The organism is Amycolatopsis nigrescens CSC17Ta-90 (assembly GCF_000384315.1).
Classification (GTDB): Bacteria; Actinomycetota; Actinomycetes; order Mycobacteriales; family Pseudonocardiaceae; genus Amycolatopsis; species Amycolatopsis nigrescens.
In genome coordinates this window covers 3,355,160-3,377,320 of record NZ_ARVW01000001.1, presented here as the reverse complement: position 1 = coordinate 3,377,320, position 22,161 = coordinate 3,355,160, and the positions used below count along the sequence as shown (strand labels likewise).

19 protein-coding genes and 1 tRNA gene are annotated in these 22,161 nt (G+C 70.4%); 12 read left to right on the top strand and 8 right to left on the bottom strand.

The window, feature by feature from the left end; translation table 11 throughout:
* A complete protein-coding gene (locus AMYNI_RS0115735; RefSeq protein WP_211225491.1) occupies positions 1-573 on the bottom strand; it encodes a hypothetical protein in 573 nt (190 codons plus the stop codon).
* A 185-nt stretch (positions 574-758) separates the two neighbouring features.
* Here AMYNI_RS0115735 and AMYNI_RS0115730 point away from each other — a divergent pair, with 185 nt between their 5' ends.
* Positions 759-1,802 (top strand): LysR family transcriptional regulator, encoded by a 1,044-nt coding sequence (locus AMYNI_RS0115730; protein WP_020668979.1) that lies wholly within the window; start codon positions 759-761, stop codon positions 1,800-1,802.
* On the opposite strand, the gene AMYNI_RS0115725 is transcribed toward AMYNI_RS0115730, so the two are convergent.
* Positions 1,799-3,232: an MFS transporter gene (locus AMYNI_RS0115725; protein ID WP_020668978.1), complete on the bottom strand. Its 1,434-nt coding sequence runs from the start codon at positions 3,230-3,232 to the stop codon at positions 1,799-1,801. The two genes, AMYNI_RS0115730 and AMYNI_RS0115725, sit on opposite strands and share 4 nt — an antisense overlap.
* A gap of 140 nt (positions 3,233-3,372) precedes the next feature.
* Between AMYNI_RS0115725 and AMYNI_RS0115720 the strand changes: the two genes are divergently transcribed.
* From AMYNI_RS0115720 to AMYNI_RS0115710, 3 genes are all read left to right on the top strand, one after another.
* On the top strand, positions 3,373-4,236 hold the full coding sequence (locus AMYNI_RS0115720; protein ID WP_020668977.1) for a helix-turn-helix transcriptional regulator: 864 nt from the start codon (positions 3,373-3,375) through the stop codon (positions 4,234-4,236).
* A gap of 90 nt (positions 4,237-4,326) precedes the next feature.
* A complete protein-coding gene (locus tag AMYNI_RS0115715) occupies positions 4,327-5,457 on the top strand; it encodes a sensor histidine kinase (protein WP_020668976.1) in 1,131 nt (376 codons plus the stop codon).
* Positions 5,454-6,119, top strand: a complete 666-nt coding sequence (locus AMYNI_RS0115710; protein WP_020668975.1) for a response regulator — start codon at positions 5,454-5,456, stop codon at positions 6,117-6,119. The genes AMYNI_RS0115715 and AMYNI_RS0115710 overlap by 4 nt, the downstream gene beginning before the upstream one ends.
* Here AMYNI_RS0115710 and AMYNI_RS49040 read toward each other — a convergent pair whose 3' ends face one another.
* From AMYNI_RS49040 to AMYNI_RS0115695, 3 genes are all read right to left on the bottom strand, one after another.
* Entirely contained in the window at positions 6,120-6,269 is a 150-nt protein-coding gene (locus AMYNI_RS49040; protein ID WP_157357363.1) for a hypothetical protein, read from the bottom strand.
* 44 nt (positions 6,270-6,313) lie between these two features.
* Positions 6,314-7,573: a hypothetical protein gene (locus tag AMYNI_RS0115700; RefSeq protein WP_020668974.1), complete on the bottom strand. Its 1,260-nt coding sequence runs from the start codon at positions 7,571-7,573 to the stop codon at positions 6,314-6,316.
* 197 nt (positions 7,574-7,770) lie between these two features.
* A complete protein-coding gene (locus tag AMYNI_RS0115695; protein WP_020668973.1) occupies positions 7,771-9,093 on the bottom strand; it encodes an alginate O-acetyltransferase AlgX-related protein in 1,323 nt (440 codons plus the stop codon).
* A gap of 77 nt (positions 9,094-9,170) precedes the next feature.
* Here AMYNI_RS0115695 and AMYNI_RS0115690 point away from each other — a divergent pair, with 77 nt between their 5' ends.
* The 3 genes from AMYNI_RS0115690 (at position 9,171) to AMYNI_RS44655 (ending at position 15,162) form a co-directional block, all read left to right on the top strand.
* Positions 9,171-10,583, top strand: a complete 1,413-nt coding sequence (locus tag AMYNI_RS0115690; protein WP_020668972.1) for a class I SAM-dependent methyltransferase — start codon at positions 9,171-9,173, stop codon at positions 10,581-10,583.
* Positions 10,584-10,695: 112 nt separating this feature from the next.
* A complete protein-coding gene (locus tag AMYNI_RS0115685; RefSeq protein WP_020668971.1) occupies positions 10,696-13,884 on the top strand; it encodes a glycosyltransferase in 3,189 nt (1,062 codons plus the stop codon).
* 90 nt (positions 13,885-13,974) lie between these two features.
* Positions 13,975-15,162 carry an acyltransferase family protein gene (locus AMYNI_RS44655; RefSeq protein WP_245573935.1) on the top strand — a complete coding sequence of 396 codons (1,188 nt, stop codon included), beginning with the start codon at positions 13,975-13,977 and terminating at the stop codon, positions 15,160-15,162.
* Here AMYNI_RS44655 and AMYNI_RS0115675 read toward each other — a convergent pair.
* Positions 15,148-16,311, bottom strand: a complete 1,164-nt coding sequence (locus AMYNI_RS0115675) for a hypothetical protein (protein ID WP_020668969.1) — start codon at positions 16,309-16,311, stop codon at positions 15,148-15,150. The genes AMYNI_RS44655 and AMYNI_RS0115675 overlap by 15 nt on opposite strands.
* A 150-nt stretch (positions 16,312-16,461) precedes the next feature.
* Between AMYNI_RS0115675 and msrA the strand changes: the two genes are divergently transcribed.
* The 3 genes from msrA (at position 16,462) to AMYNI_RS0115660 (ending at position 18,859) form a co-directional block, all read left to right on the top strand.
* Positions 16,462-17,133, top strand: coding sequence for a peptide-methionine (S)-S-oxide reductase MsrA (gene msrA / locus AMYNI_RS0115670; RefSeq protein WP_026360498.1), 672 nt, complete (start codon positions 16,462-16,464; stop codon positions 17,131-17,133).
* 129 nt (positions 17,134-17,262) lie between these two features.
* On the top strand, positions 17,263-18,351 hold the full coding sequence (locus AMYNI_RS0115665; protein WP_026360497.1) for a hypothetical protein: 1,089 nt from the start codon (positions 17,263-17,265) through the stop codon (positions 18,349-18,351).
* A gap of 100 nt (positions 18,352-18,451) precedes the next feature.
* On the top strand, positions 18,452-18,859 hold the full coding sequence (locus AMYNI_RS0115660; RefSeq protein WP_020668965.1) for an Imm7 family immunity protein: 408 nt from the start codon (positions 18,452-18,454) through the stop codon (positions 18,857-18,859).
* Positions 18,860-18,865: 6 nt separating this feature from the next.
* Here the strand turns inward: AMYNI_RS0115660 and AMYNI_RS0115655 are convergent, their stop codons facing one another.
* Together AMYNI_RS0115655 and AMYNI_RS0115650 are read right to left on the bottom strand one after the other, a co-directional pair.
* Positions 18,866-19,453 carry a lytic polysaccharide monooxygenase auxiliary activity family 9 protein gene (locus tag AMYNI_RS0115655; protein WP_020668964.1) on the bottom strand — a complete coding sequence of 196 codons (588 nt, stop codon included), beginning with the start codon at positions 19,451-19,453 and terminating at the stop codon, positions 18,866-18,868.
* Positions 19,454-19,817: 364 nt separating this feature from the next.
* Positions 19,818-19,890 (bottom strand) — tRNA-Gly (locus AMYNI_RS0115650).
* Between the two features lie 183 nt (positions 19,891-20,073).
* Between AMYNI_RS0115650 and AMYNI_RS48155 the strand changes: the two genes are divergently transcribed.
* Both AMYNI_RS48155 and AMYNI_RS0115640 read left to right on the top strand, forming a co-directional pair.
* Positions 20,074-21,594, top strand: coding sequence for a zf-HC2 domain-containing protein (locus tag AMYNI_RS48155; RefSeq protein ID WP_084628385.1), 1,521 nt, complete (start codon positions 20,074-20,076; stop codon positions 21,592-21,594).
* A gap of 103 nt (positions 21,595-21,697) precedes the next feature.
* On the top strand, positions 21,698-22,138 hold the full coding sequence (locus AMYNI_RS0115640; RefSeq protein ID WP_020668962.1) for a hypothetical protein: 441 nt from the start codon (positions 21,698-21,700) through the stop codon (positions 22,136-22,138).
* Positions 22,139-22,161: the final 23 nt, after the last annotated feature.

Sequence of the window (22,161 nt, the reverse complement as noted above, 5' to 3'; positions counted from 1 at the left end):
TCAGCGCGGCGCTTTGAGCGCCCGCTGGTAGCGGTTGATCGGCGGCAGCCAGCACAGCACGACCGCGACCAGGCCGAGCAGCAGCGCGGCGAGGCTGGTGACCACCACGCTGTTCGGCTCGTAGTCGGCCAGGATCAGGAAGTGCGGCACCACGGACAGCACGGCGCCGATGGTGATCAGCACCCGTGCCCAGGTCGCGCCCTTCAGCGCGCACAGGCCGAAGATGAGCAGCCAGGCGGCGAAGAAGAGGGCGAAACCGCCGCGGGCGGTCAGCGTGCTGAGTCGCTCGTCGACCAGGGTGTCCCAGATCGAGCCGCTCAGCTCGGCGATGTCCTGCGCGCTGAAGCCGTCCGGCATGCCCATCGACGGGCCGAGCTTGTCCAGCGCCTCGGTCAGGTTGGTGGCGGCCAGTTCGCGGCCACCGGTGAAGACCATGACCGCGCCGGCCACGGCGGCCACCGCCGAGCCGATGGCGGCGACCAGCAGCGCGATCAGCACACCAGGCCGTTTCGGCGGTGCCGCGAGCGGGATCGGGGGTGCGGCCTGGCCGGGAACGGCATGGGAATAGCTCACTTTGAAGTTCTCCTTGCGAAAAAGGGTGGGGACGACAACGCTCGTGGCCGAACTCTTCCCGGCCCAGCGGAGCAGCGCAGAGCATGCCAGGAATGTTCGAGCCGCGTAAGCACTTCCGGAAAAGATTTCGAGATAACTTTTACTGCATTCGCGATGGGTTTCGCACCGGCTACACTTCCGCGCTTGTGAACGGCAACGACCCGCTGCGGCTGCCGACGGCGAACCTGCGAACCAGGTTGCTGGCCAGCCCGCAGTTCCTGTTGGAGACCACTATGGACCAACTTCGCACGCTGATCGCGGTGCGCGAGGAGGGCACCGCGCTGGCCGCCGCCCGGCTGCTCGGTCGCGAGCAGTCCAGCGTGCAGAAGCAGCTGGACACGCTGAACAAGAACTTCAGCGGATTGTGCGGCGAACCGCTGGTGCGCAAACAGGGCCGCGGCCGGGACGTCCTGTTCACCGGTACCGGCGAGGCGCTGGTCGAAAAGGCGCGGAACACCCTCGGCGAATGGCTGGACGAGATCCACGAATGCCGCCGCAAACTGGGTGGCACCCTTACCGTGGGCACCACTCGCTTCACTCTCGGCTATTTCCGCACCGCCGCCGAACAGGTCGCCGACGAGTTCCGCGGCCGCGGTATCGAGCTCAAGGTGCAGCACGTGCGCACCAAAGACCTGCTGGCCGCGCTGGACACCCAGCAGGCCGACCTGGTCTGCGGCAGCGTGCAGACCGTGGCCGGGCAGCCCGGCCTGGCCGGTTACGACGTGCTGGAGTGGCGCCGCAGCGGGCTGGCGCTGCTCACCAACCTGCCCGTCGACCGGCTGCCCGGCCAGGAGATCGGGGTGGCCGAACTGACCGGGCTGCCGCTGGTGCTGCCCGCCACCGGGCTGATCACCGGCTTCCTGCGCGGCTGGTTCGGTGCCGGCTACCACGGCAGGCTGGACATCACCGCCGAGATCGACGACGTGCACTACGGGTTCGAGCTGCTGCGGTCCAAGCTGGTGCACGGCTGCATGCTGGTCACCAAGGGCGTCGCCGAGCGGGCCGTGGACGGCAGGCTGGCCGGCGGTGAAGGGCTGCGCAGCGTCGACGTGCGCGACGAAGGCGACCGCGAAAACCCGGGGCTGGAGGTGCTGGTCGGCGCCTTCGCGCGACGCGGGGAAAGCACCCGCCACGGCGATGACCATCCACTAACCATGCTGTGGCGGGCCATCGCCGCGGAGAACGCCTAGCCGCGCGGGTCCGGCAGCGTGCGGGACAGCCAGATCACGCTCGTGGTGAGCAGCGCCTGCACGCCGAGCACCAGCACGAACGCGCTCTCCATGCCGAGCGCGCCCGGCACGCTCAGCGACGCGAACAGCGTGCCGAGGGTCGCCACGCCCAGTGCGAGGCAGGTCTGCTGCACGGTGGTCAGCACCCCGCTGCCGACGCCGGCCCGGTCGGTGGGCACCCGCGAGAGCACCACCCGGAACAGCGTGGTCATCGCCATCCCCTGACCGATCCCGCAGAGCAGCATGCCCGGCGCCAGGCCCAGCGCGCTCAGCTCCGGCCAGGCCAGCAGGGTGGCGGCGATCAGGGTGAGGATGCCGAGCAGCTGCACCCCGGCCCCGGCGATCACCACCCGGTGCCCGTACCTGGCCACCAGCCTGCCGCTGACCAGCGACGTGGCGAAGAACCCGGCCGCCATCGGGGTCAGCGCGAGCCCGGAGCCCATCGGGCCGAGGTGCAGGCCGTCCTGCAGGGTCACCGCGTAGACGAACATGAACCCGCCGAAGCCGGTGAAGAACGGCGCCCCCACCGCGAGTCCCCGCCGCATGCTCGGCATCCGGAGCACCGACGGCGGCAGCAGCGGCACCCCGCCGTCCCGTTCCAGCCTGCGCTCCACCACGACGAAACCGGCCAGCGCGAACGGGAAGACGGCCAGCAGCAGCCAGCTCCACAGCGGCCAGCCGAGCGCGTGCCCCTCCATCAGCGGGATCAGCAGCGCCAGCATCGCCACCCCGAACAGCGCGGTGCCCCAGCGGTCCACGCCCATCGGATGCGTCGATCGGCTCTCCGGCAGCGCACGCCTGGCCAGCACCAGCCCGAGCAGCCCGATCGGCACGTTCACCAGGAAGATCGGCCGCCAGCCGGTGCCCGCGATGTCGGCCGAGACCAACACCCCGCCGAGGAGCTGGCCGATCACGGTGGAGATGCCGCCGGTCGCGCCGTAGAGGCCGAGCGCCTTCGAGCGTCGTTCGCCGGTGGTGCCGGCCTGGATGATGGACAGCACCTGCGGCAGCATCAACGCGGCCGAGCCGCCCTGCGCGACCCTGGCCAGCACCAGCGTCTCCACGCTCGGCGCCAGCCCGCAGGCCAGCGAGCTGACGGTGAACGCGGTCAGGCCGATCATGAACAGCCGGCGCCGGCCGAAGGTGTCCCCGAGCCTGCCGCCGACCACCAGGAACAGGGCGTACGCGATGCCGTAACCGGCCACCACCAGCTCCAGGGTGGCGGTGGACGCGCTCAGGTCGGTATTGATCGTCGGCAGGGCGACGTTGACGATGAAGAAGTCGATCAGGGGAAGTGCCGCCCCCAGCAGCACGGTGATCAGACCGGCCGAGCTGAGGCCGGCCCGCTCGGCCGCCTTGGTGGGCGGCGGGAGCACAAGCTGTGTGGTCATGGATACCACGATCAGCCGGATCGGAACCTGGTACCAGGAGCCTGCTTATCCTGGTACTACGACTACCTGGTAACAGGCTTCGGCTCGTGCGATGGTGGAGCAATGACTTCCGACGACGTGCTTTTTCCCGCGGAGGAGCAATGAGCACAGCGGTTCGCGTTCCCGAGCAGGTCAGCCCCCGGCAGACCGAGCAGGTCCGCCGTCAGGAGCTGGCCGCGTTCCTGCGCAGCCGCCGGGAGCGGATCACCCCGGACCAGGTCGGCCTGCCGCCGGCCGGCCGGCGCCGCACCCCCGGCCTGCGGCGCGAAGAGGTCGCGCAGCTCGCCGGCGTCGGGGTCACCTGGTACACCTGGCTCGAACAGGGCCGCGACATCAACGCCTCCGAGCAGGTGCTCGAAGCGATCGCCGGCACCCTGCGGCTGGACCCGTACGAGCGGGCGCACCTGTACAACCTGGCCGGCCTGGCCGAGCCGCCGGTGGAGAAGGAGTGCAAGGCGATCGGGCCGGGGGTGCACGCGATGCTGCGCCAGCTCGAGCCGTTCCCGGCGGTGGTGCTGAACGGGCGCACCGACATCCTGGCGCACAACCGCGGGTACACCTGGCTGCTCGGCGACGTCGACGCGATGCCGTTCGAGGAGCGGAACTCGCTGCGGCTCTGCTTCACCAACCGGGCCTGGCGCGCGCGGCTGCCGGACTTCGAGGAGAGCAGCCCGCGGGTGGTGGCGCAGTTCCGGGCCGCGATGGCCGACCACGTGGCCGAGCCGAGCTGGAAGAACCTGGTGAACCGGCTGCTCGAGGAGTCGCCGGAGTTCGCCGCGCTGTGGCGTCAGCACGAGGTGCAGCCGCACCGAAACATGCTCAAGCGCTTCCTGCACCCGGACGCCGGCCTGCTGCGGTTCAACTACACGCACCTGTGGTTCGGCCGCCGCTCGGAGATGCGGCTGACCACCTACTCGCCGGCCGACGAGGAGACCCGCGCGGCCCTGCCGACGCTGCCGGGTTGAGGCGGTGGCCTGGTGTAACGCGAGTGTCGTAATCCAACAGCCGCTTCCCGACGGACGCGACGCTGTGTGCGTTGCCGTAGTTTTCCTAGCGTGATTCGTGCGGTCCGTTCCATCCCGTTGCCCAAGGCCGGGGACGTGGTGCTCACGGTGGTGCTGACCCTTGTTCTCGTGCTGGGCAGCAAGGGCGCGCAGATGTCGCCGTGGAACGAGGTGAAGCTGCTCGACGGCTTCGGCTACGGCCTGCTGGTCGCCGCGGCGTTGCCGACGCTGTACGCCCGGCGGTACCCGCTGCCGGTACTGCTGATCACGGTCGCCGTCGTGGCGACCTATTACTGGTCGGATTACCCGATCGGGCCCGCCTTCCTGCCCGTGATCGTCGCGCTGTTCCTGCTGGCCAGGGCACAGGGGCCGCTGCGCGCCGGGATGGTCGCGGGCACCTTGCTGCTGATCTGGCTGGTGGTGCACGTGGCCACCGGCGGCCCGGTGACGCTGGACGCGGCGATGGCGCTGCCGGTGGTGCTGATCGCCGCGGTGATCGGGATCGGCACCGCGGTGCGCAATCGGATGGCCGCCGTGCAGGCCGCCCGCGACCAGGCGGCGGAGCACGAAAGCCGGCTGGCCGAGCAGGAGCGGCTGCGAATCGCCCGCGAAGTGCACGACGTGGTCGCGCACAGCCTGGCCATGATCAACGTGCAGGCCGGGGTCGCCGCGCACGTCGCCGACCGCCGCCCGGAAGAGGCCGTGCAGGCGCTGCGCAACATCAAGGAGGCCAGCGCGTCCGCGCTGACCGACCTGCGGGCCACCCTCGCCGTGCTGCGCTCCGGCCAGGACAAGGCGCCGATGCCCACCCTGGTGCAGATGTCCGAGCTGGTGGACCACGCCAAGGCGGCCGGGCTCGCGGTGCGGGTGCACGGTTCGCCCGGCGAGCTGCCCGCGCCCACCGACGGCGCCGCCTACCGGATCGTGCAGGAGTCGCTGACCAACGTGGTCCGGCACGCCAACCAGCCGAAGTCGGTGGAAATCAGCTTCTCCCGGCACCGGGGTAACCTCGTGCTGGTGGTGTTCGACGACGGCCGCGGCGCGACCGAGCCGAAGATCGGCAACGGGTTGCGCGGCATGCGCGAGCGCGCCGAAGCCCTCGGCGGCTGGGTGCGCGCCAGCCCGGTCGACGGTGGTTTCGAAGTGCGCGCCGAACTGCCTTTAGCTCAGGAGACTTCATGATCAGGGTGGTACTCGCCGACGACCAGGTGTTGGTCCGGGGCGGTTTCCGGCTGCTGCTGGAGACCGAGGACGGGTTCGAGGTCTGCGGTGAGGCCAGTGACGGGGCGCAGGCCGTCGAGCTGGCCGAGCGGCACAAGCCGGATGTGGTGGTGATGGACATCCGGATGCCCGGCGTGGACGGGCTGGAGGCGACCAGGAGGATCACCAAGCACCCCGAGCTGCACGAGGTGAAGGTGTTGGTGCTGACCACTTTCGACACCGACGAGTACGTGTACGAGGCACTGCGCTCCGGCGCCAGCGGGTTCCTGCTCAAGGACATCGAGCCGGTCGAGCTGCTGCGCGCGCTGCGGGTGGTGGCCGCGGGGGAGTCGCTGCTCGCGCCCACGGTCACCCGGCGGCTGATCGCCGAGTTCGTCGGCCGCCCGGAGAACCGCCGGATCGACACCAGCGCGCTGCGCCAGATCACCGATCGGGAACGCGAGGTGCTGGCGTTGGTCGCGGGTGGGCTGTCCAACGACGAGATCGCCGCGCAGCTGGTCATCTCCGCGGCGACCGCGCGCACGCACGTCAGCCGGATCATGACCAAGATCGGGGCACGGGACCGCGCCCAGCTGGTGGTGCTGGCCTACGAGTCCGGCCTGGTCAGCCCCCGCGGCAGCTAGCTAGGGGCTCTTGCGGAACGACCTGGCAAGGCGGACCAGGAACACCACGGCGACCAGCGCGACGATGGTGATCTGCAGCCACATGGCGACCTCCTCGCCCCGAATGCTCCGCCGGAAGGACGTGCGGGAGTGGGAGGAGGTTGGCGACACGGCCGATCCCACTCGTTGGAGGGATCAGCCGTGCCGGCCGTCGATCAGGTGCGCTGCGTCGGCGGCGCGAGCTGGACCTGGTTGTTCAGCACCGTCTCGAACTGCTGCTGGACGGCGTCCTTCCCCTTGCCGAAGGTCTCCACGATGATGACCCGGTTGTAGAGCACGTACACCGCGCGGAACGCGCTGTCCGCGGTTTCGCTGGCGGCGCTGAACACCGGGACGCCCTTGAGCGACAGGTCCCGGTTGGCCTTGATGCCGCCTTCCAGCTGGGTGTTCGCGTACTCCTGGGCCACCGAGACGGCGGACTGCTCGTCGGACACGGTCAGCGCGTAGAGCCCGATGGTGGCCGGCCCGTCGGTGCTGGTCTTGAGCACCCCGTCGGTCATCCCGGCCTGCGCCAGCGCCGAGGTCACCGACTCCGGCAGCAGCTTGTTGTTCTGCAGGGTGGTGATGTCCAGCTCGCCGCCGCCGAGGCGCGGCGTGCCCGGCGCGTCGATCAGCGCGGAGCTGTTGTCGGTCGGGTCGGCCTTGGCCGGCGGCGGCTCGGGCAGCGGCTTGACACTGGAGGCCGGCGGCGGCTGCGGGCTGGAGGTCTGGGCGTTCGGCGGCGGGGTGTCGGAGCCGCTGTCCTTGATGAACAGCAGCCAGACCGCCAGCCCGATCCCGGCCACCACGACCAGGCCGAGCACCGAGAACAGGATCTTCTTGCCGCTGCCGGAGGAGGACTTGGTCTCGAAGGTCTCCGGGCCCTGCGCCACCCAGTCGGAGCTGCGCGACGGCGAGAGCGGCGGGAACTCCGCGCCACCCCAAGGCGGGCTGACATCCTCCTGCGGCGCGTTCCAGGCCTGGCCAGGCTGCTGCTGCCCCTGCGGCGGCGGGAAGCCGTGCGGCGGCGACTGCTGACCCGGCGGCTGCTGGAACCCGCCGGGGGGCGAGTTCGGGTGCTGCGGCGGGCGGGTCTGCCAGGACGGCACCACCTGGGTCCGTTCGGCGCCGGTGTCCTGGCCGGACACCACCTGGGTGGCCTCCGGTGAGCCGGGCGGCTGCTGCTGCGGCTGGAACTGCTGCGGCGGCTGCTGCTGAGGCGACTGCTGCTGCGGGGTGCCCTGCGGCGGGGACACCGGCTGGATGATCTGGGTCTCGCCGGCCTGGCTGGTCGCCTGCGCCGGCGCCGGGGGCTGCTCACCGGGGTTCACCGCCGATGACAGAACCTGGTCGCGCCTGGCTCGGTATTCGTCCGCGGTCAGCTTGCCGGACGCCAGCTCCTCGTCAAGCTTGCGCAACTCTTCCTGCCAGGCCACCCCGGCACCCCCTTCGGGTTGGGTATCGAACGATCTCCGGCACCGTGTCCGTGTTCAATTCTGACGTCGGGTGAAGCAGCCGCGGCGGGCGGTCGTACCCGATGCGGACCTCGCATATTGTGCACCTAGCCCGGCAGCGCCCTTCGTCTACCACCTAGTCGTTACCGAGGGGGCCGGATCCCCCGCGATCGGGGCAGCTACCTCGGGTTTCGTGCCAGTACCGAGCCGATCGCGTCGATGACCGAATCCCGCAGCATCGGGGTCGACCCGCCGGTCACGCTGCGCTCCACGAACTCGACGGCGACCACGTCCCGGTCCACCAGCAGCTCCGCGATCTGGTCCGGCGGGGCCTGGGCCATCGTCTCGTTGTGCACGATCATCAGGTCCTGGCAGCTCGCGGTCAGGAACGGGGTGGCGAACTGGCTGAACGAGTCGGCCAGCACGCCGACCTTGCCGCCGATCGTGCCGGGGCTCCGCTGGCTGCTCGGATGCGTCACCCGGATGGGTGTCATGAAGTCACTGATCAGGTAACGGGCCCGGTCGGTCGTGCCGTCCGGCGCGAGCGTGTAGCCCTGCAGCTGGCGTTCTTCGGTCCGGCCGAGCATCCTGGCCAGGTCCGCGGGCCACGGCCGCAGCCCCGGCAGCGGCGCCACCTGCCAGCTCGCGGTGCTGCCCGGCGCGAGCCGCTCGGCCAGCACCTTGGCCATGGTCAGCCCGCCCTCGAAGTTCCAGTGCGTGTCGTTCGGGTCGTAGAGCTGATGACCGACCCGCTGGGTGGTCTGGGTGACCTCGGTCCGCAGGTCGATCGCGGGCGCCTCGCGGGGCACCCGCTGCCAGAACTCGGCGGACCTGGCCTTGGCGCAGTCCTTGCCGGGATAGCTGTCCGGCAGGTGCTCGGGGACCATGGTCGACTTGTCCGGCGCGATCATCACCTCGAACCGCCGCCCGGAGGACTCGACCGCGGCCCGCAGCTTCTGCAGCGCCCGCACCACGTGGTCCACGTCCATCACCGGGTTGCACCGGGCGTTGAAGTCCTCGCCGTAGTAGAGCCAGCCGTCCTTACCGGGGATCACCTGGGGAAACGTGATCTTCGGCGCGGTCGGGTCCTGGCCGCCGGTGCCCTGCGGGCCGATCCCGGCCGGCCCTCCTGGCGGGGTGCCGCGGGCCGCGCCGGGCGGGTCGCCGAACACGCCGGTGCTGATCCCGTCCGCGGCGTGCACCGCGGCTTCGCGCAGCGCCAGGTGGTCGGTGCCCCAGCCGTTGAGCCCGGTGAAGAAGCCCCAGCCGTCGCCGAGCGACGGGAAACCGTGCAGCGCCCTGTTCTCGAAGGCCGCCGGGCGCACCCCCAGCACGAAGGCCAGGGTCGGCGCGAGGAAGAAGACCAGTGCGCAGGTCAGTGCGGTGCGCTGCCGGGGACTGTGCCGCGGGCGGTACAGGTTGTGCTCGTTCGGCAGCCACGCCTCGTGGGTCGGCGGCAGGCCGCCCTCGGCAGGCGGGCGCGGTAGTGACCCGGTCTCCACGCGCCGTATCGTACTGCGGTGACGGTGCGCGACCGTCGCACTTCGGGCAAGTCCGGTTACCTGGGAGGGCACGGGCGATGGACCACGCTGGTTATCAGGAGCGGCTGGCCAGCGAGCGGGAGACGTTCGCCGAGCAGGAGAGCATCCACGGGAACCTGCCGGAAAGCGCGCACCACTGGTCCGCCCGGCACGTGCTGCCGAAGCTGAACGAGCTGGCCGTGCCCAGCCTCGACGAGCTGATCACCGCCCAGATCGGCGAGCGGGCGCGGCGCCACCAGCGGGACGTGGTGGTGCTTTCGCTGGGCAGCGGCAACGGCGATCAGGAGCTCGGCTGGCTGCGCACGCTGGCCGAGGCCGGGGTGCGCAACGTGCGGATGCGGCTGCTGGAGTTCAACCCGGAGATGCAGCGCCGCGCGGCGGCCGAGGCCGAGGAGCAGGGCTTCGCCGACCGGGTCGAGCTCGTGCTCGCGGACTTCAACACCTGGCGCGCCGACGCCGAGCACGACGTGGTGGTCGGCTACCAGGCCCTGCACCACGTGCTCGACCTGGAGCACCTCTACGGGCAGATCCGCGACAGCCTCGACCCCGGCGGCGTGCTGATGGTGCACGACATGATCGGCCGCAACGGGCACCGCCGCTGGCCGGAGGCGCTGGAGGTGGTGGAGCGGATCTGGGCCACCCTGCCGCCCGAGCTGCGCCGCAACTCGATCACCGGCGAGGTCGACGAGTACTACCACGACATCGACTGCGCGACGGACGGGTTCGAGGGCATCCGCGCCCAGGATGTGCTGCCGGTGCTGATGGACTACCTGCACCCCAGCCTTTTCCTCGGCATCGGCAACGTGATCGACCCATTCGTGGACCGGGTGTACGGGCACAACTTCGACCTGACCGAGGCGCGGGACCGCGCGCTGATCGAGCGGCTCGGCGTGCTCGACGACAGTTTGGTTGATCTCGGCGTGGTCACCCCGACCAGGCTGACCGCGATGTTCCACCCGTCCCCGCAGCCGCTGCGGGCCTACCGCGACCGCACCCCGGAGCGGTCCATCCGCGACACCTCGGTGGTCGATCCGGCGGGCCGGGTGTCCTTCGACCCGCGTGCCGCGGACGGCGACCAGCTGGTGCGCGGCGCCGGGGTGGTGACCGGTCGGATGAACGGCATCGCGCACGACCACTGGGCCGGGCCGTCCGCGGAGTTCCCGGTGCTGGCCACCGCCGAGGTGCAGAGCGTGGAGCTGCGCACCTACCTGCCGGACTGGATGCCGAAGACCGGACGCGTCACCGTGCACGTGGACGGGACACCGGTGGCGACGGCGGACATCGGGCACGGGCTGACCGAGCAGGTGCTGCCGGTGAAGCTGGCTGCCCGCCGCGCGGTCCGGCTCGGCCTGACCGCCGACTGGGCGGTCAACCCGGTCACCGCCGGGCTCGGCGACGACCGGCGCACCCTCAGCTATCTGCTGGTCGGACTGGACCTGCGCGAACTCTGAGCCGACCATTTCCGCAGGTCAACGGTCGTGAGTGAAAAGTGTTGCCCTGGCAACATCTTTCACTCACGAGGGCTGGCCTGCGTCGATGCCGGGAGCCGCTAACCTGCGTCGCATGGAAGACCGGCGTGAGCGGCTGATCGAGTGGACGGGCGAGCGGTGCGTGCCGTGGGCCGACGACTACCAGGTCATCTACGAGCACTACCACCGGTACGCACTCGCGCTGCGGTTCACCGAGGGCAAGCGCGTGCTCGACCTCGCCAGCGGTGAGGGCTACGGCTGCGGCCTGCTCGCGTCGAACGCGGCCGAGGTGACCGGGCTGGAGATCGACCCGACCACCGTGGAGCACGCCCGAGGCCGCTACCCGCTGAATAACGTGAGCTTCGAGATCGGCTCCATCACCGACCCGGACGCACTGGCCGGCCGGGAGTTCGACGTGATCACCTGCTTCGAGGCGGTGGAGCACGTCGAGGACCAGGACAGCCTGATGCGGCTGGTCCGCAACCGGCTCGCGCCGGGCGGGGTGTTCCTCTCCAGCACCCCGGACGTCGCGGTGTACACGCACGACCACGGCAACGAGAACCCGTTCCACGTGCACGAGCTGACCGACCGCGAGTTCCGCGACCTGCTCGGCGCCAGCTTCGCAAATGTGGTGCTGCTGCGGCAGAACATCGCGGTCGGCTCGCTCATCCACGACGGCTCCGGCGACGGCGGATCCGAGCTGCACACGGTGCGCCGCCGCGCCGAGGACGACTGGGCGGTCACCGACGGCGCCCCGCACACCTACCTGATCGCGGTCGCCTCCGACGGCCCGCTGGACGTGCCGCGCACCTCGGTGCTGGCCGACCCGGACCTGACCCTGGTCGCGCACACCGCCGAACACGCGCACGCGGTGGAGGCGGGCAGGTGGCGCGAGGTGGTGCGGGAGGTGGAGGACGAGCTCCGCCGGACCCAGGGCATCGCCGCCCGCACCGCCGACGAGCTGGCGGACGCGAACGCCGCCGCCCGCCGCGCGTTCGCCGAGCGCGACGCCGAGGTGGAGCAGGCGCAGCGCGCCTACCGCCGGGTCGCCGGCGAGCTGGACCAGCTGCGGACCAAGGCCGAGCACGACGCGGCCAGGCTGGCCTGGGCCGGGGAGAACACCGCGAAGCTGCGGCAGACCGTGCACGAGCTGGCCACCGCGAACGCCCAGCTGCAGGCCGAGCGGTCCGCGCTGGCGCAGCGGCTGGTCGGCCGCTACCGCAGCACCGTCGAACGGGTCGCGCCGCGCGGTTCGAAGCTGCGCGACGCCTACGAAACCGCGCTCGGCAGGCCGAAGGGCGTGCTGCCGGAGGCGGCCGCGGTGCCCGGCCCGGTCGCGGTGACCACCAGCGAGCAGCCGATCGTCACCGTGGTGATCCCGACCTACGGCAACTGGGCCTACACCCGCCGGTGCCTGGAGTCGATCGAGGTGCACTTGCCCGCCACCCCGTTCGAGGTGGTGGTGGTGGACGACGCTTCGCCGGACGATTCGGCGGACCGGGTCGCGCAGTGCGCCGGGGTCCGGCTGGTGCGCGCGCCGCGCAACCTCGGCTTCGTCGGCGCCTGCAACCTGGGCGCCGAGCAGGCGCGCGGGGAACTGGTGATGTTCCTGAACAACGACACCGAAGTGCGGCCCGGCTGGCTGGACGCGCTGGTCGACGTGGTGGAAACCAGGCCGGACGTGGGGCTGGTCGGCTCGAAGCTGATCTATCCGGACGGCAGCCTGCAGGAGTGCGGCGGCATCATCTGGCGCGACGGCACCGGCTGGAACTACGGCCGCGGCGAGGTGGCGGCCGATCCGCACTACCGGACGCTGCGCGAGGTGGACTACGTCTCCGGGGCGGCGCTGCTGGTGCGGCGCGACCTGTTCGAGCGGATCGGCGGCTTCGACCAGCGCTACTCGCCGGCCTACTACGAGGACACCGACCTGGCGTTCGCGGTGCGGGCGGCCGGCTACCGCACCATGGTGCAGCCGTCCTCCGAGGTGGTGCACCACGAGGGCATCACCAACGGCACCGACCTGTCCTCCGGGGTCAAGCGGCACCAGGAGCTCAACCGCGCGGTGTTCACCGAAAAATGGGCCGAGCAACTCGCCGGGCACCTGCCTGAAGCGAGTCCCGGCAACCTGTGGCTGGCCAGGCACCGCACCGCCGAGGGGCATCACGGCGGGATCGTGCTGGTGGCCGACCACCAGGTGCCGCTGACCGACCTTGACTCCGGTTCGGTGCGGATGGCAAGGCTGCTCGAACTGCTGGTCTCCCTCGGCCAGCGGGTGGTGTTCTTCCCGATGAACCAGGGGATTCCGGAGAAGTACACCAGCCCGCTGCACAACATCGGGGTGACCGTGGTGTCCGACCCGGTTCGCCAGGTGGAGTTCATCCGCGACACCGGGCCTTCGCTGAAGCTGGCGCTGCTGTCCCGGCCGCAGGTGGCCTGGCAGCTGCTGGAGCAGATCCGCCAGCACGCGCCGGACTGCGTGACCGCCTACGACACGGTGGACCTGCACTTCCTGCGGCTGGGCCGGCAGGCCGAGCTGGCCGCCCGGCTCGGGAACACCGCGGAGGAGGCGTCGCTGCGGCGACGGGCCGAGGTGCTGCGGGAACTGGAGCTCGGGCTGGTGCGGACCACCGACGTCACGCTCACCGTGTCCGACGTCGAGCGGGACCTGCTCAACGAGCTGCTGCCGTCGGCCAGGGTCGAGGTGCTGTCCAACGTGCACAGCGCGGACAGCGCGCGGAACTGTCCGGACGGCCGTTCCGGGGTGCTCTTCGTGGGCAGCTTCGACCACGTGCCGAACCAGGACGCCGCGGTCTGGCTGGCCGAGGAGATCATGCCGCTGGTCCGGCGCCGCCATCCGGACGCGGTGGCGCACATCGTGGGCAGCCACCCGACCCCGCGGGTGCTCGGGCTGGCCGGCGACGGCGTGGCCGTGCACGGCTGGGTGCCGGACCTCGCCACCAGCTACGGCGACGCCAGGGTGGTGGTCGCGCCGCTGCGGTTCGGCGCCGGGGTCAAGGGCAAGGTCGGCGAAAGCCTCGGGCACGGGGTGCCGGTGGTCGCCACCGCGTTGGCCGGTGAGGGCATGCACCTGGCGCACGATCGCGACGTGCTCTTCGGCGAGACCGCCGGGGAGCTGGCCGACCGGATCGCCGACCTGCTCGACGACGACAAGCTGTGGCTGCGGCTCTCCGAAGCGGGCAAGGAGCTGGTGAACCGCCAGTTCGGGCCGGAGGTTGCGCTGGCGACGCTGGCCGACCTGCTCCAGCGGGACCGTCCGGAGTAGCCGGCTCGCGCCGGTCGGACCAGTGCGGCCGGACCGGTTCTTTCCAACAACCGGTACTGGCCGGACCCGGCAACCGTTAGCATCCCGCTCGTGGTGGCAGCTCGAGTGGCAGAACAGCAGGACACGGCCGCCGGACGGCCAGGAGGGCCCAGCCGGTCCAGATGGCTCGGCCGGCGTCGGAACGGCAAGGAATACGCCGACCCGAACATCGGCTTCGCCTGGCTGCGGCTGATCGGGGCCACCACCGTGGTCATCGACCACAGCTCGCCGCTGGTGCATCCCGAGCGGCTGACCGTGTTCCCGGCTTCGTGGCACGCTTCGCCGGGCTACATCGCGCTGATGGGTTTCTTCGCGATGAGCGGCTACCAGATCAGCGACAGCTGGGAACGCGACCCGTCCTGGTACCGGTTCGCGTTCCGGCGGCTGTTGCGCATCCTGCCGCCGCTGCTGTTCGTGGTGATGTTCACCGTGTTCGTGATCGGCCCGCTGGTCACCAGCCTCAGCACGGCGGACTACTTCGGCGATCGGCAGACCTGGCGGTACCTGGTCGGCACCAGCTTGCTGTTCCTGCTGCAGCACCTGCTGCCCGGCGTGTTCGACAGCAACCCGTACCCGTGGTCGGCGAACGGCTCGCTGTGGACGCTGCCGATGGAGGTGATGGGCTACCTGCTGGTGCTGGTGGTCGGCCTGCTGATCCTGTTCGGCGTCTCCCGGCTGATCCTGCTGCCGGTGCTGGCCGGGCTGATGGTGCTGGACGGGATGTTCGGCGCCACCTTCGGCTACCAGGGCAACGCGGGCTCGCTGATCGAGGTGCCGATCGGCTCGATGGTCTCGTTCCTGGTGCCGTTCGCGATGGGCATGGTGATGCACGCCTACCGGGACCGGATCCCGTTCCGGCCGCTGGCCGCGGTCCTGCTCGCGGCCGGCTGGTTGGCACTGCACTGGACTCCGGTGGACCGGTATCTGCTGGCGGTGATGGCGTCCTACGGCGCGGTCGTGCTCGCCATGCACTGGCCGAAGCGGCTCGAAAACGGCAGCCGCTGGGTGTTCGGCAGCTACGGCATGTACATCTGGGCGTTCCCGGTGCAGCAGCTGATCATCATGGCCGGGGTGCGCAACCAGTGGGTGCTGATGGCCTGCGCGGTGCCGGCGGCGTATCTGTGCGGGCTGTTCTCCTGGACCTTCGTCGAGGCGCCGACCCAGCGCCTGCGCAAGTACATCCGCACCCCGAAACCGATGCCGCCGCTGGCCGAACGGGTCGGCTCAGGCGGCGGGTAGCACCGCGCGGAACGCCGCGAGGGTCTGCTCCAGCCGTGGCGCTAGCGCGTTCTTGTCGGCCTTCGTCGGCTGGGAGACCCACACGTTCACCGCGTACTCGCCGGACGGGTACCAGGTGCCGTCCATCCGGCGGTCGTTGATCGCGCCGGTCATCGTGTTCTGGTCGCCGGCGGACCGGGTGAACCCGCTGGCCAGCGAGAGCGTGCGCATGGAGTCGACCACGGCCTTCGCGCTGTCCGGGCTCTTGGTGGGAATTACGAGCACGAAGTAGGCGCTGGGGCCGTCCGACGATGCCCGGTAGATCACCTGGCTCGCGCCGTGCTCGGTGAAGGTCCTGGCGGAGGCGTTCGGGTAGAGGCCGAGCTCGACGCCCTTGCTGATCGCGACCGTCGAGTTGTCCTTGTTCGCGATGCCGGGCAACGCGGGCAGCCGCTCCTCGAGCGCCGCGGCCGGCGGGTCCTGCGACACGGCGGGCGGTGGCGCGGCGGACGGCGAGGAGCCGGGATTCTCGTCCCGGTCCGAGCCGAGCCACCAGGTGGCGCCCAGGATCATCGCGAGCACCAGCAGCACCCCGAGGCCGAGGAAGAGCCAGGTCGGCTTCCGCCGGTCACGCTGGCTCGGCGCCGGATCGTCGGCAGGCGGGAAGTTCAACGGGGTGGTCGCGCTGGGCAACGGCTGCTGCCGCACCGGCGGCGCCGGCGGCCGGACCGCGGGCCGCACCACGGTCGGCCCGTCCAGCCGGGGATAGGGCATCCGCTCGGTGGCGCGCTCGTCCGCCGGGCTCGGTGCGGTGGTGGGACGCGAGGTGGCCAGCAGGGCGGCCGACGCGGTCTGCTTCGGCGCCGCGCTGGTCGCTTTGGCCGGTTCTGCCTGCTCGGCTCGTTCGGTGGCCGGTGCCGCCTGCTGGGCGGCGACCGCCTGTTGCACCGGGCTCGGCCGCACCGGGGCCGCGCTCTGCCAGTTGCTCTTGGCTGGCTTGGCTGGCTGGTTCTCGTTCTTGCGTTGCAACGGGGACGCCACCGGCGACGGTGTGCCGCCACCGGAAGCCGCGGCGAGCAACTCGTCGCGCATCTTCCGGTGCTGGTGCTGGGTGATCGTGCCGTTCGCCAGCTCGATGTCCAGACGCCGCAGCTCGTCCTGCCAACCCATCTGGGGCTCCTCGTCCGATGTCCTGGCGGGGTACGCCTGGATCGCTCGCCGCTTCGAGGGCTAACGGTAGCGCGAACGGGTGATGCAGGTGGCGTTCCCGTGGTCATCTCACTCGACGAATACCGGGCTTTCGCTGCGTACCATGGAGGCATGTCGTGGTTTGGCCGAGAAAAAACCGAAGTGCCCTCCGCCGAAGAAGCCTTGCCCGGCCGTGCCGAGCCGCTGGTCACGCCCGAGCTGCACGCGGTGTTCGGCGACCGCCGGATCAAGCCGCCGTTCCCGTCCGGCCTGCGCACCGCGGTGTTCGGCATGGGCTGCTTCTGGGGCGCCGAGCGGCTGTTCTGGCAGACCCCCGGCGTCTACTCGACCGCGGTCGGCTACGCGGGCGGGTCCACGCCGAACCCCACCTACGAGGAGACCTGCTCCGGTCGGACCGGGCACACCGAGGCGGTGCTGGTGGTGTTCGACCCGGCCGCGGTGTCCTACGAGACCCTGCTAAAGATCTTCTGGGAGGGGCACGACCCGACCCAGGGCATGCGCCAGGGCAACGACCTCGGCACCCAATACCGCTCCGCGGTGTACTACGCGGACGACCAGCAGCGCGCCGAAGCGGAGGCCTCCCGCGAGTCCTTCCAGGCCGCCCTGCGCACCGCCGGCCTCGGCGAGATCACCACCGAGTTCGCCCCGCTCCGCGAGTTCTCCGAGTTCTACTACGCCGAGGACTACCACCAGCAGTACCTGCACAAGGTGCCGAACGGCTACTGCGGCCTCGGCGGCACCGGCGTCAGCTGCCCGGTGGGTGTCCTGCCCACGGACAGCTAGTTACCTACAGTGAACAAAGGCGAGGGGGTGTTGGCGGCGCCCTTGCTGGTTACGGGGCATAAGAGAAGCCCCAGGCGCTTGCAGCAGAGGCGACACTGGGGCGTTCGTCACCAACGGTAGCATCCAGGCATGCTGCCCGTCGAGGTTGATGAGTACGTGGTGTGGGACATGCTCTCCGAACCTCGGATGGCCCCCTACCTCGATGATGCTGCCGGCAACAAGGGTGCAGCGCTTGGGTTGTATGAGTGGAGTGCTCGAACGTCATCTGCGGCCTTCGAAGTCGTCGGGCACCTGGAGGTGCTGCTCCGAAACGCTATCGATCGTTGCCTTCGCCAGCACTTTCGTGAGGATCAATGCGGGATCCCGTGGTTCCTGCTGCCGACTCCTGGCGGCGAACATGTCGCAGATGCTGTGGCCGCCGTTCGTGAACGACTCCGGCCACAGCGGAAGGAAACCAGGCATCAGATCATCGCGGGATTGAGCTTTGGGTTCTGGTCGGGGCTGCTCGGCACGAGGTACGAGGAGCTCTGGCGCGACTGCCTCCACCAGGTTTTTCCGAACTCGTCGGGAAAGCGCAAGCAGGTCGCCGTTGCGGTCGAGCGGGTCCGAAAGTTCAGGAACCGCCTCGCCCACCACGATTCGACGATCAACGTCGATGTTCTCTTTGAGATCCGGCAGATCTTTGAACTTGCCGCATACATCGACGTGAACGCGGCGCGGTGGCTGGAGCGGTGTAGTGAGGTGATGGCCCTCTACGCGTTGCGGCCGGTCACCGTGGCCGACACCGTTGTCGTGCCCGCGAAAAACGCCTGGCCGCTCTACGAGGCCTGCAACGCGTACTTGTGCCAGCCCGGACGCGCGTTCAGGCCGATCGAGCGCGTTGCGTTCTACGCTGACCGGGAGGTCAAGTTCGAGATCCCTGCCGTGCTTCACCGTCGCGACAACGTTGAGTGGACTCCTGAAGAGGCCACTCGACTGCGTACTTCAGATGACCGATTCGACCGGAAGATCGCCGAGGTCATCGACGCATCGGTCACCACCTGGGCGGATGGCCGATACCAGGTGTTCTTGCTGACCGGTCCTGGGCATCCAGACCACCGTCGGTTGGGCGCTGTGCTGCCGCACCTCGGGACCGGCCGTGGCTCAGCGTTCGTCCAGAGACAACGGTACGTATCACTTCATTCACTTGAGACCGCTGCGACGACAGCGGACCTCTAGCTACCTGGTGCGCCGGGTTGACCAGGCCAGGTTGGACGAACTGCTCGCCGAGGACGACCCGTTCCGGGAAACGGTCTGATCTGGGGCTAGCATCGCGACGGTGTTCGAGTACCACGGCTGGGTGACAATCTCCGAGACCCCGGGGGTCGACGCCGACGACGCCCTGCTGCACCGGGCGGTCGAGCGGGTGCGCCGCAAGTTGGCCGAGCTCGGCGACTACCACCTGCAGGACCTGCGCTGGATGAACGGCAGGCCGGCCCTGCACCTGGCCGGGTTCGTCAACCACCGCGGAAGCTGGGGCGGCCGGATCCTGGACCTGTACGGCCAGGTCGCCCGGCTCGCCCCCGGCTCCTACGGCCTGCTGTACGTGCACGACGACGAGGATGCCTTCCACGGCGACGATTTCCGGGTCTACCGGATGGCGCGCGGCCAGGTCACCGAGCACACCGACCCGTTCCTCACCCCGGTGTCGCAGGCCACCGAAGATCCGTACTTCGCCGACGGCTGACGTGCGCTAGAAGGTCACGTCGTCGCAGTTGTAGAAGGCGTTGCCGGTGTCGGCGATGTCCCAGACGGCGTAGATCAGGTGCCGCCCGGTCTTGCCGGCGGGCAGGGTGCCGCTGTGCCGGACGGTGTACCCGGGTCGCTGTCCGTTGAACGGCACGTTCAGGAACGGGGCCGGTTCGAGCTGGGCCCTGGTCAGCGGCGCGGACGGGTTCCAGCCGTTCTTGGTGATGAAGTAGCGGAAGGACGTGGTCGCGTGCGCCGCGGTCAGCGTCCAGACGAACTCGAACTGCTGCCCGCTCTTCATCGCGGTGGCCGGCCACTGGCCGCCGCGCGGATCGTCGAGCTGGGCGAACTGGCTCAGCCCGCCGGCGCAGAGCTTGCCGTCGGCTGGTCCCCTGGCGGGGAAGCCCTTGGGGCCTTCGACGCTCTGCGGCTCCCACTGGATCGGCCCGCAGTTCTTCACGGTGCCCAGCTTGCAGTTGTACGAACGGCTGGGCGGGGTGTTGGTGTAGCCGTGGCTTTGCGCGACGCCGGTGAAGACGAGGGGTAGGGCGAGTCCTGCCGCGATCGCGGTGCCGACCAGTTTCCTGCGCATCACCTGCTCCTTTCCGAGCGCACTCCGCGTCCGGGAATGTGGACGCTGTGTGCGCAAGTGTGCGCGCGACGGCCAAGTGGTTTAGACCACCGGTTGGACCAATTCGGGGAACGCGATCTTCGGCGGAACGGTCCAGTGTGGCCGCAACTGGTCTAGGCCATTAGTTGGTATCTGCCCGGATGCGGGGCGAACTTCCCGGCAACCTCGGAACTTTTCCCACTGCGGAACGCGCTCGGTCCATTACGCTGATGTTATGCGGCCCCGCCAAGCGCCCCCACCACAGCCGCGGGCGACGCTGTCTTCAGCGGGGATTTGGGGGCTCGGCCCCCGAAGTCGATGGCGAGGAGTGCAACTCCCCGCGACGAGCGGACGACGGGATTCGAACCCGCGACCCTCACCTTGGCAAGGTGATGCGCTACCAGCTGCGCTACGTCCGCGTGCTCCGGTTCAACCGGTGCTTTCAGCAGTCTATCCCAGGGCGGCCGGGCACTTTTACCCACCCGTACGGAGGGAACCTGGTTACTCCTGGCGCACAGGGGGTGACGCCGGCGGATCCGCTCCGTATGGTGTCCCCATTCAACCGAAAGGGTTAGTCCTTCGGGAGGGAGGTGCCTGGCTGGATGACCGAGCAGGGGACTATGCCGCCACCAGCGGTTTCTGGTTCGGATGAGCAGGCACTGCTGGCGCGGTTGCGCGGTGGCGAGGACGCGGCTTTCGGTGAGCTGTTCGAGCTGCATGCCGCGGCCGTGCGACGGCTGGCGCTTGGCCTGGCGAACGACCGTTCCGAGGCCGAGGACATCACCGCCGAGACCTTCTTCCGCGTGCTGCAGGCGTTGCGCCGCGGCGCCGGGCCACGCGACCACGTCCGCGCCTACCTGCTGACGGTCGCCCGCCGGGTGTCCTGGGAGTGGCACGGTGCCCGCCGCGACGTCCCGGTGACCGACGACGAGCTGACCCACCGGGCCGGCGCCGGGGTGGACAACCCCGCGCGCAGCGCCGAGCACACGCTGATCACCACCGCGTTCACCAGCCTGCCGGAGCGTTGGCGCACCGTGCTGTGGCAGACCGAGGTCGAGGGCGAGCAGCCCGCGGTGGTGGCCCCGCACTTCGGGTTGAGCGCGAACGCGACCGCGGCGCTGGCCCGCCGCGCGCGGCTGGGCCTGCGGGCCGCCTACCTGCAGGCGCATCTGGCGGTGAACCGCAGTTCGGACGTGGGCTGCCGGTCGGTGATGGAGAAGCTCGGCGGCTACACCGCGGGCAGCGTGACCGGGTCGGAGGCCCGCAAGATCCGCGCCCATCTGCTCGGCTGCGCGGACTGCCGGGCGATGCACGCCGAGCTGCGCGATGTCTGTTCTTCCCTGCGGGCGCACGCGGGTGTGCTGGTGCTGCTGGTGCCGGCCGCCGCTTCGCTGCTGGGTACCGCTTCCAGCGCGGGTTCGGCCGGTGCCGGCACCGGTATGGCCGCGACGTTGAAGGGCCTGCTGATCGGGTCGAAGGTGAAGGTCGGGGTGGCGCTGGCGTCCACCGCGGCGATGGGCGCGTTCGGGATCGCGGTCGGCCCGATCGTGATCGACCCGGAGCACACCCACCAGGTCAGCCTGCCGGGCCAGGAACGGGTCGAGTTGCCGGTGGCGTTGCCGCCGAAGCCTCGGCCGCTGCCGCCGACCTCGTCGCCGATCAGCCCGGACCAGACCGTGATCCGCTTGCCGGGGCCTGCTCCGCGCGGTCCCGCCGAGCAGGGCCAGCAGCCGGGGCGCGTGCAGCCGGCCGGCGCGGCGGTGCTGCCGACGGAGTTCGGCGGCCAGCCCGTGCCAGGGAGCGGGCAGTCGGCGGAACAGCCCGGCACGGACCCGCGGCTGGACCCGCCGGAGACACCGCCGGAGGAGCCGGCCGAGTCCTCGGCGATGGAGTCCAGCCCGCGGATAGACCCGGAGCCGACCGAGGAGACCAGCCCGGACTGCACCACCCCGGCGCGGACGTCCGAGCCGACCACCCTGCCCGGCGACACCTCCACCAGGACACTGACCGACAGCTCGAACGCGGAAGCCGGTGCGGGCTCGGGTGCGGAAGCGGGTTCGGCCGCGGCGGACGGCACCGGTGCGTCGACCGGCGAGTCGGAGCAGTCGGGTTCATCCGGTTAGCGGATCCTGCCCGCCGTAGGGCCGCCGGGTCTCGCGTGCCGGTACTTGATCACGATACGGTTGACCCTGCTCACGGTCCGCGAGCGTCGCACAGGAGGCAGGGATGAACCGGCTGGTGCAGGGCGATGACGGCCGGGAGTGGGTGGTCCGCGCCCAGATGGAGTGGCGCCCACCGGCCACCGCGGACGACTTCGAGCACGACGTGGCCGGCAGCTACGCGCCGGGGATCGCGATGCTCTGCGTGGCCGTGGTGCTGGCCGTGGTGCTGCTGATCTGGATGCCCGATGGCCTGGTGGTGCCCACCTGGGTGCCGTTGTCCCTGTTGCTGCTCGCGTTGTTCTTCCCGCTGCGCTGGATCCTGCGGCGGCCGTGGACGGTGGTTGCGGAGACCGACGGCGACCCGGCCGGCGACCGGCCCAGCGAGCGCTGGGTCGGCACGGTGCGCGGGCTGTTCGCGGTGCGCGGCGAGATGAACAAGGTGGCCAAGACGATCCAGCGGCATGCGCTGCCGGACTTCGAAGGCCCGCTGCACCCGGTTGAATAGCTCGCCCGCGGGTAGCAGACTGG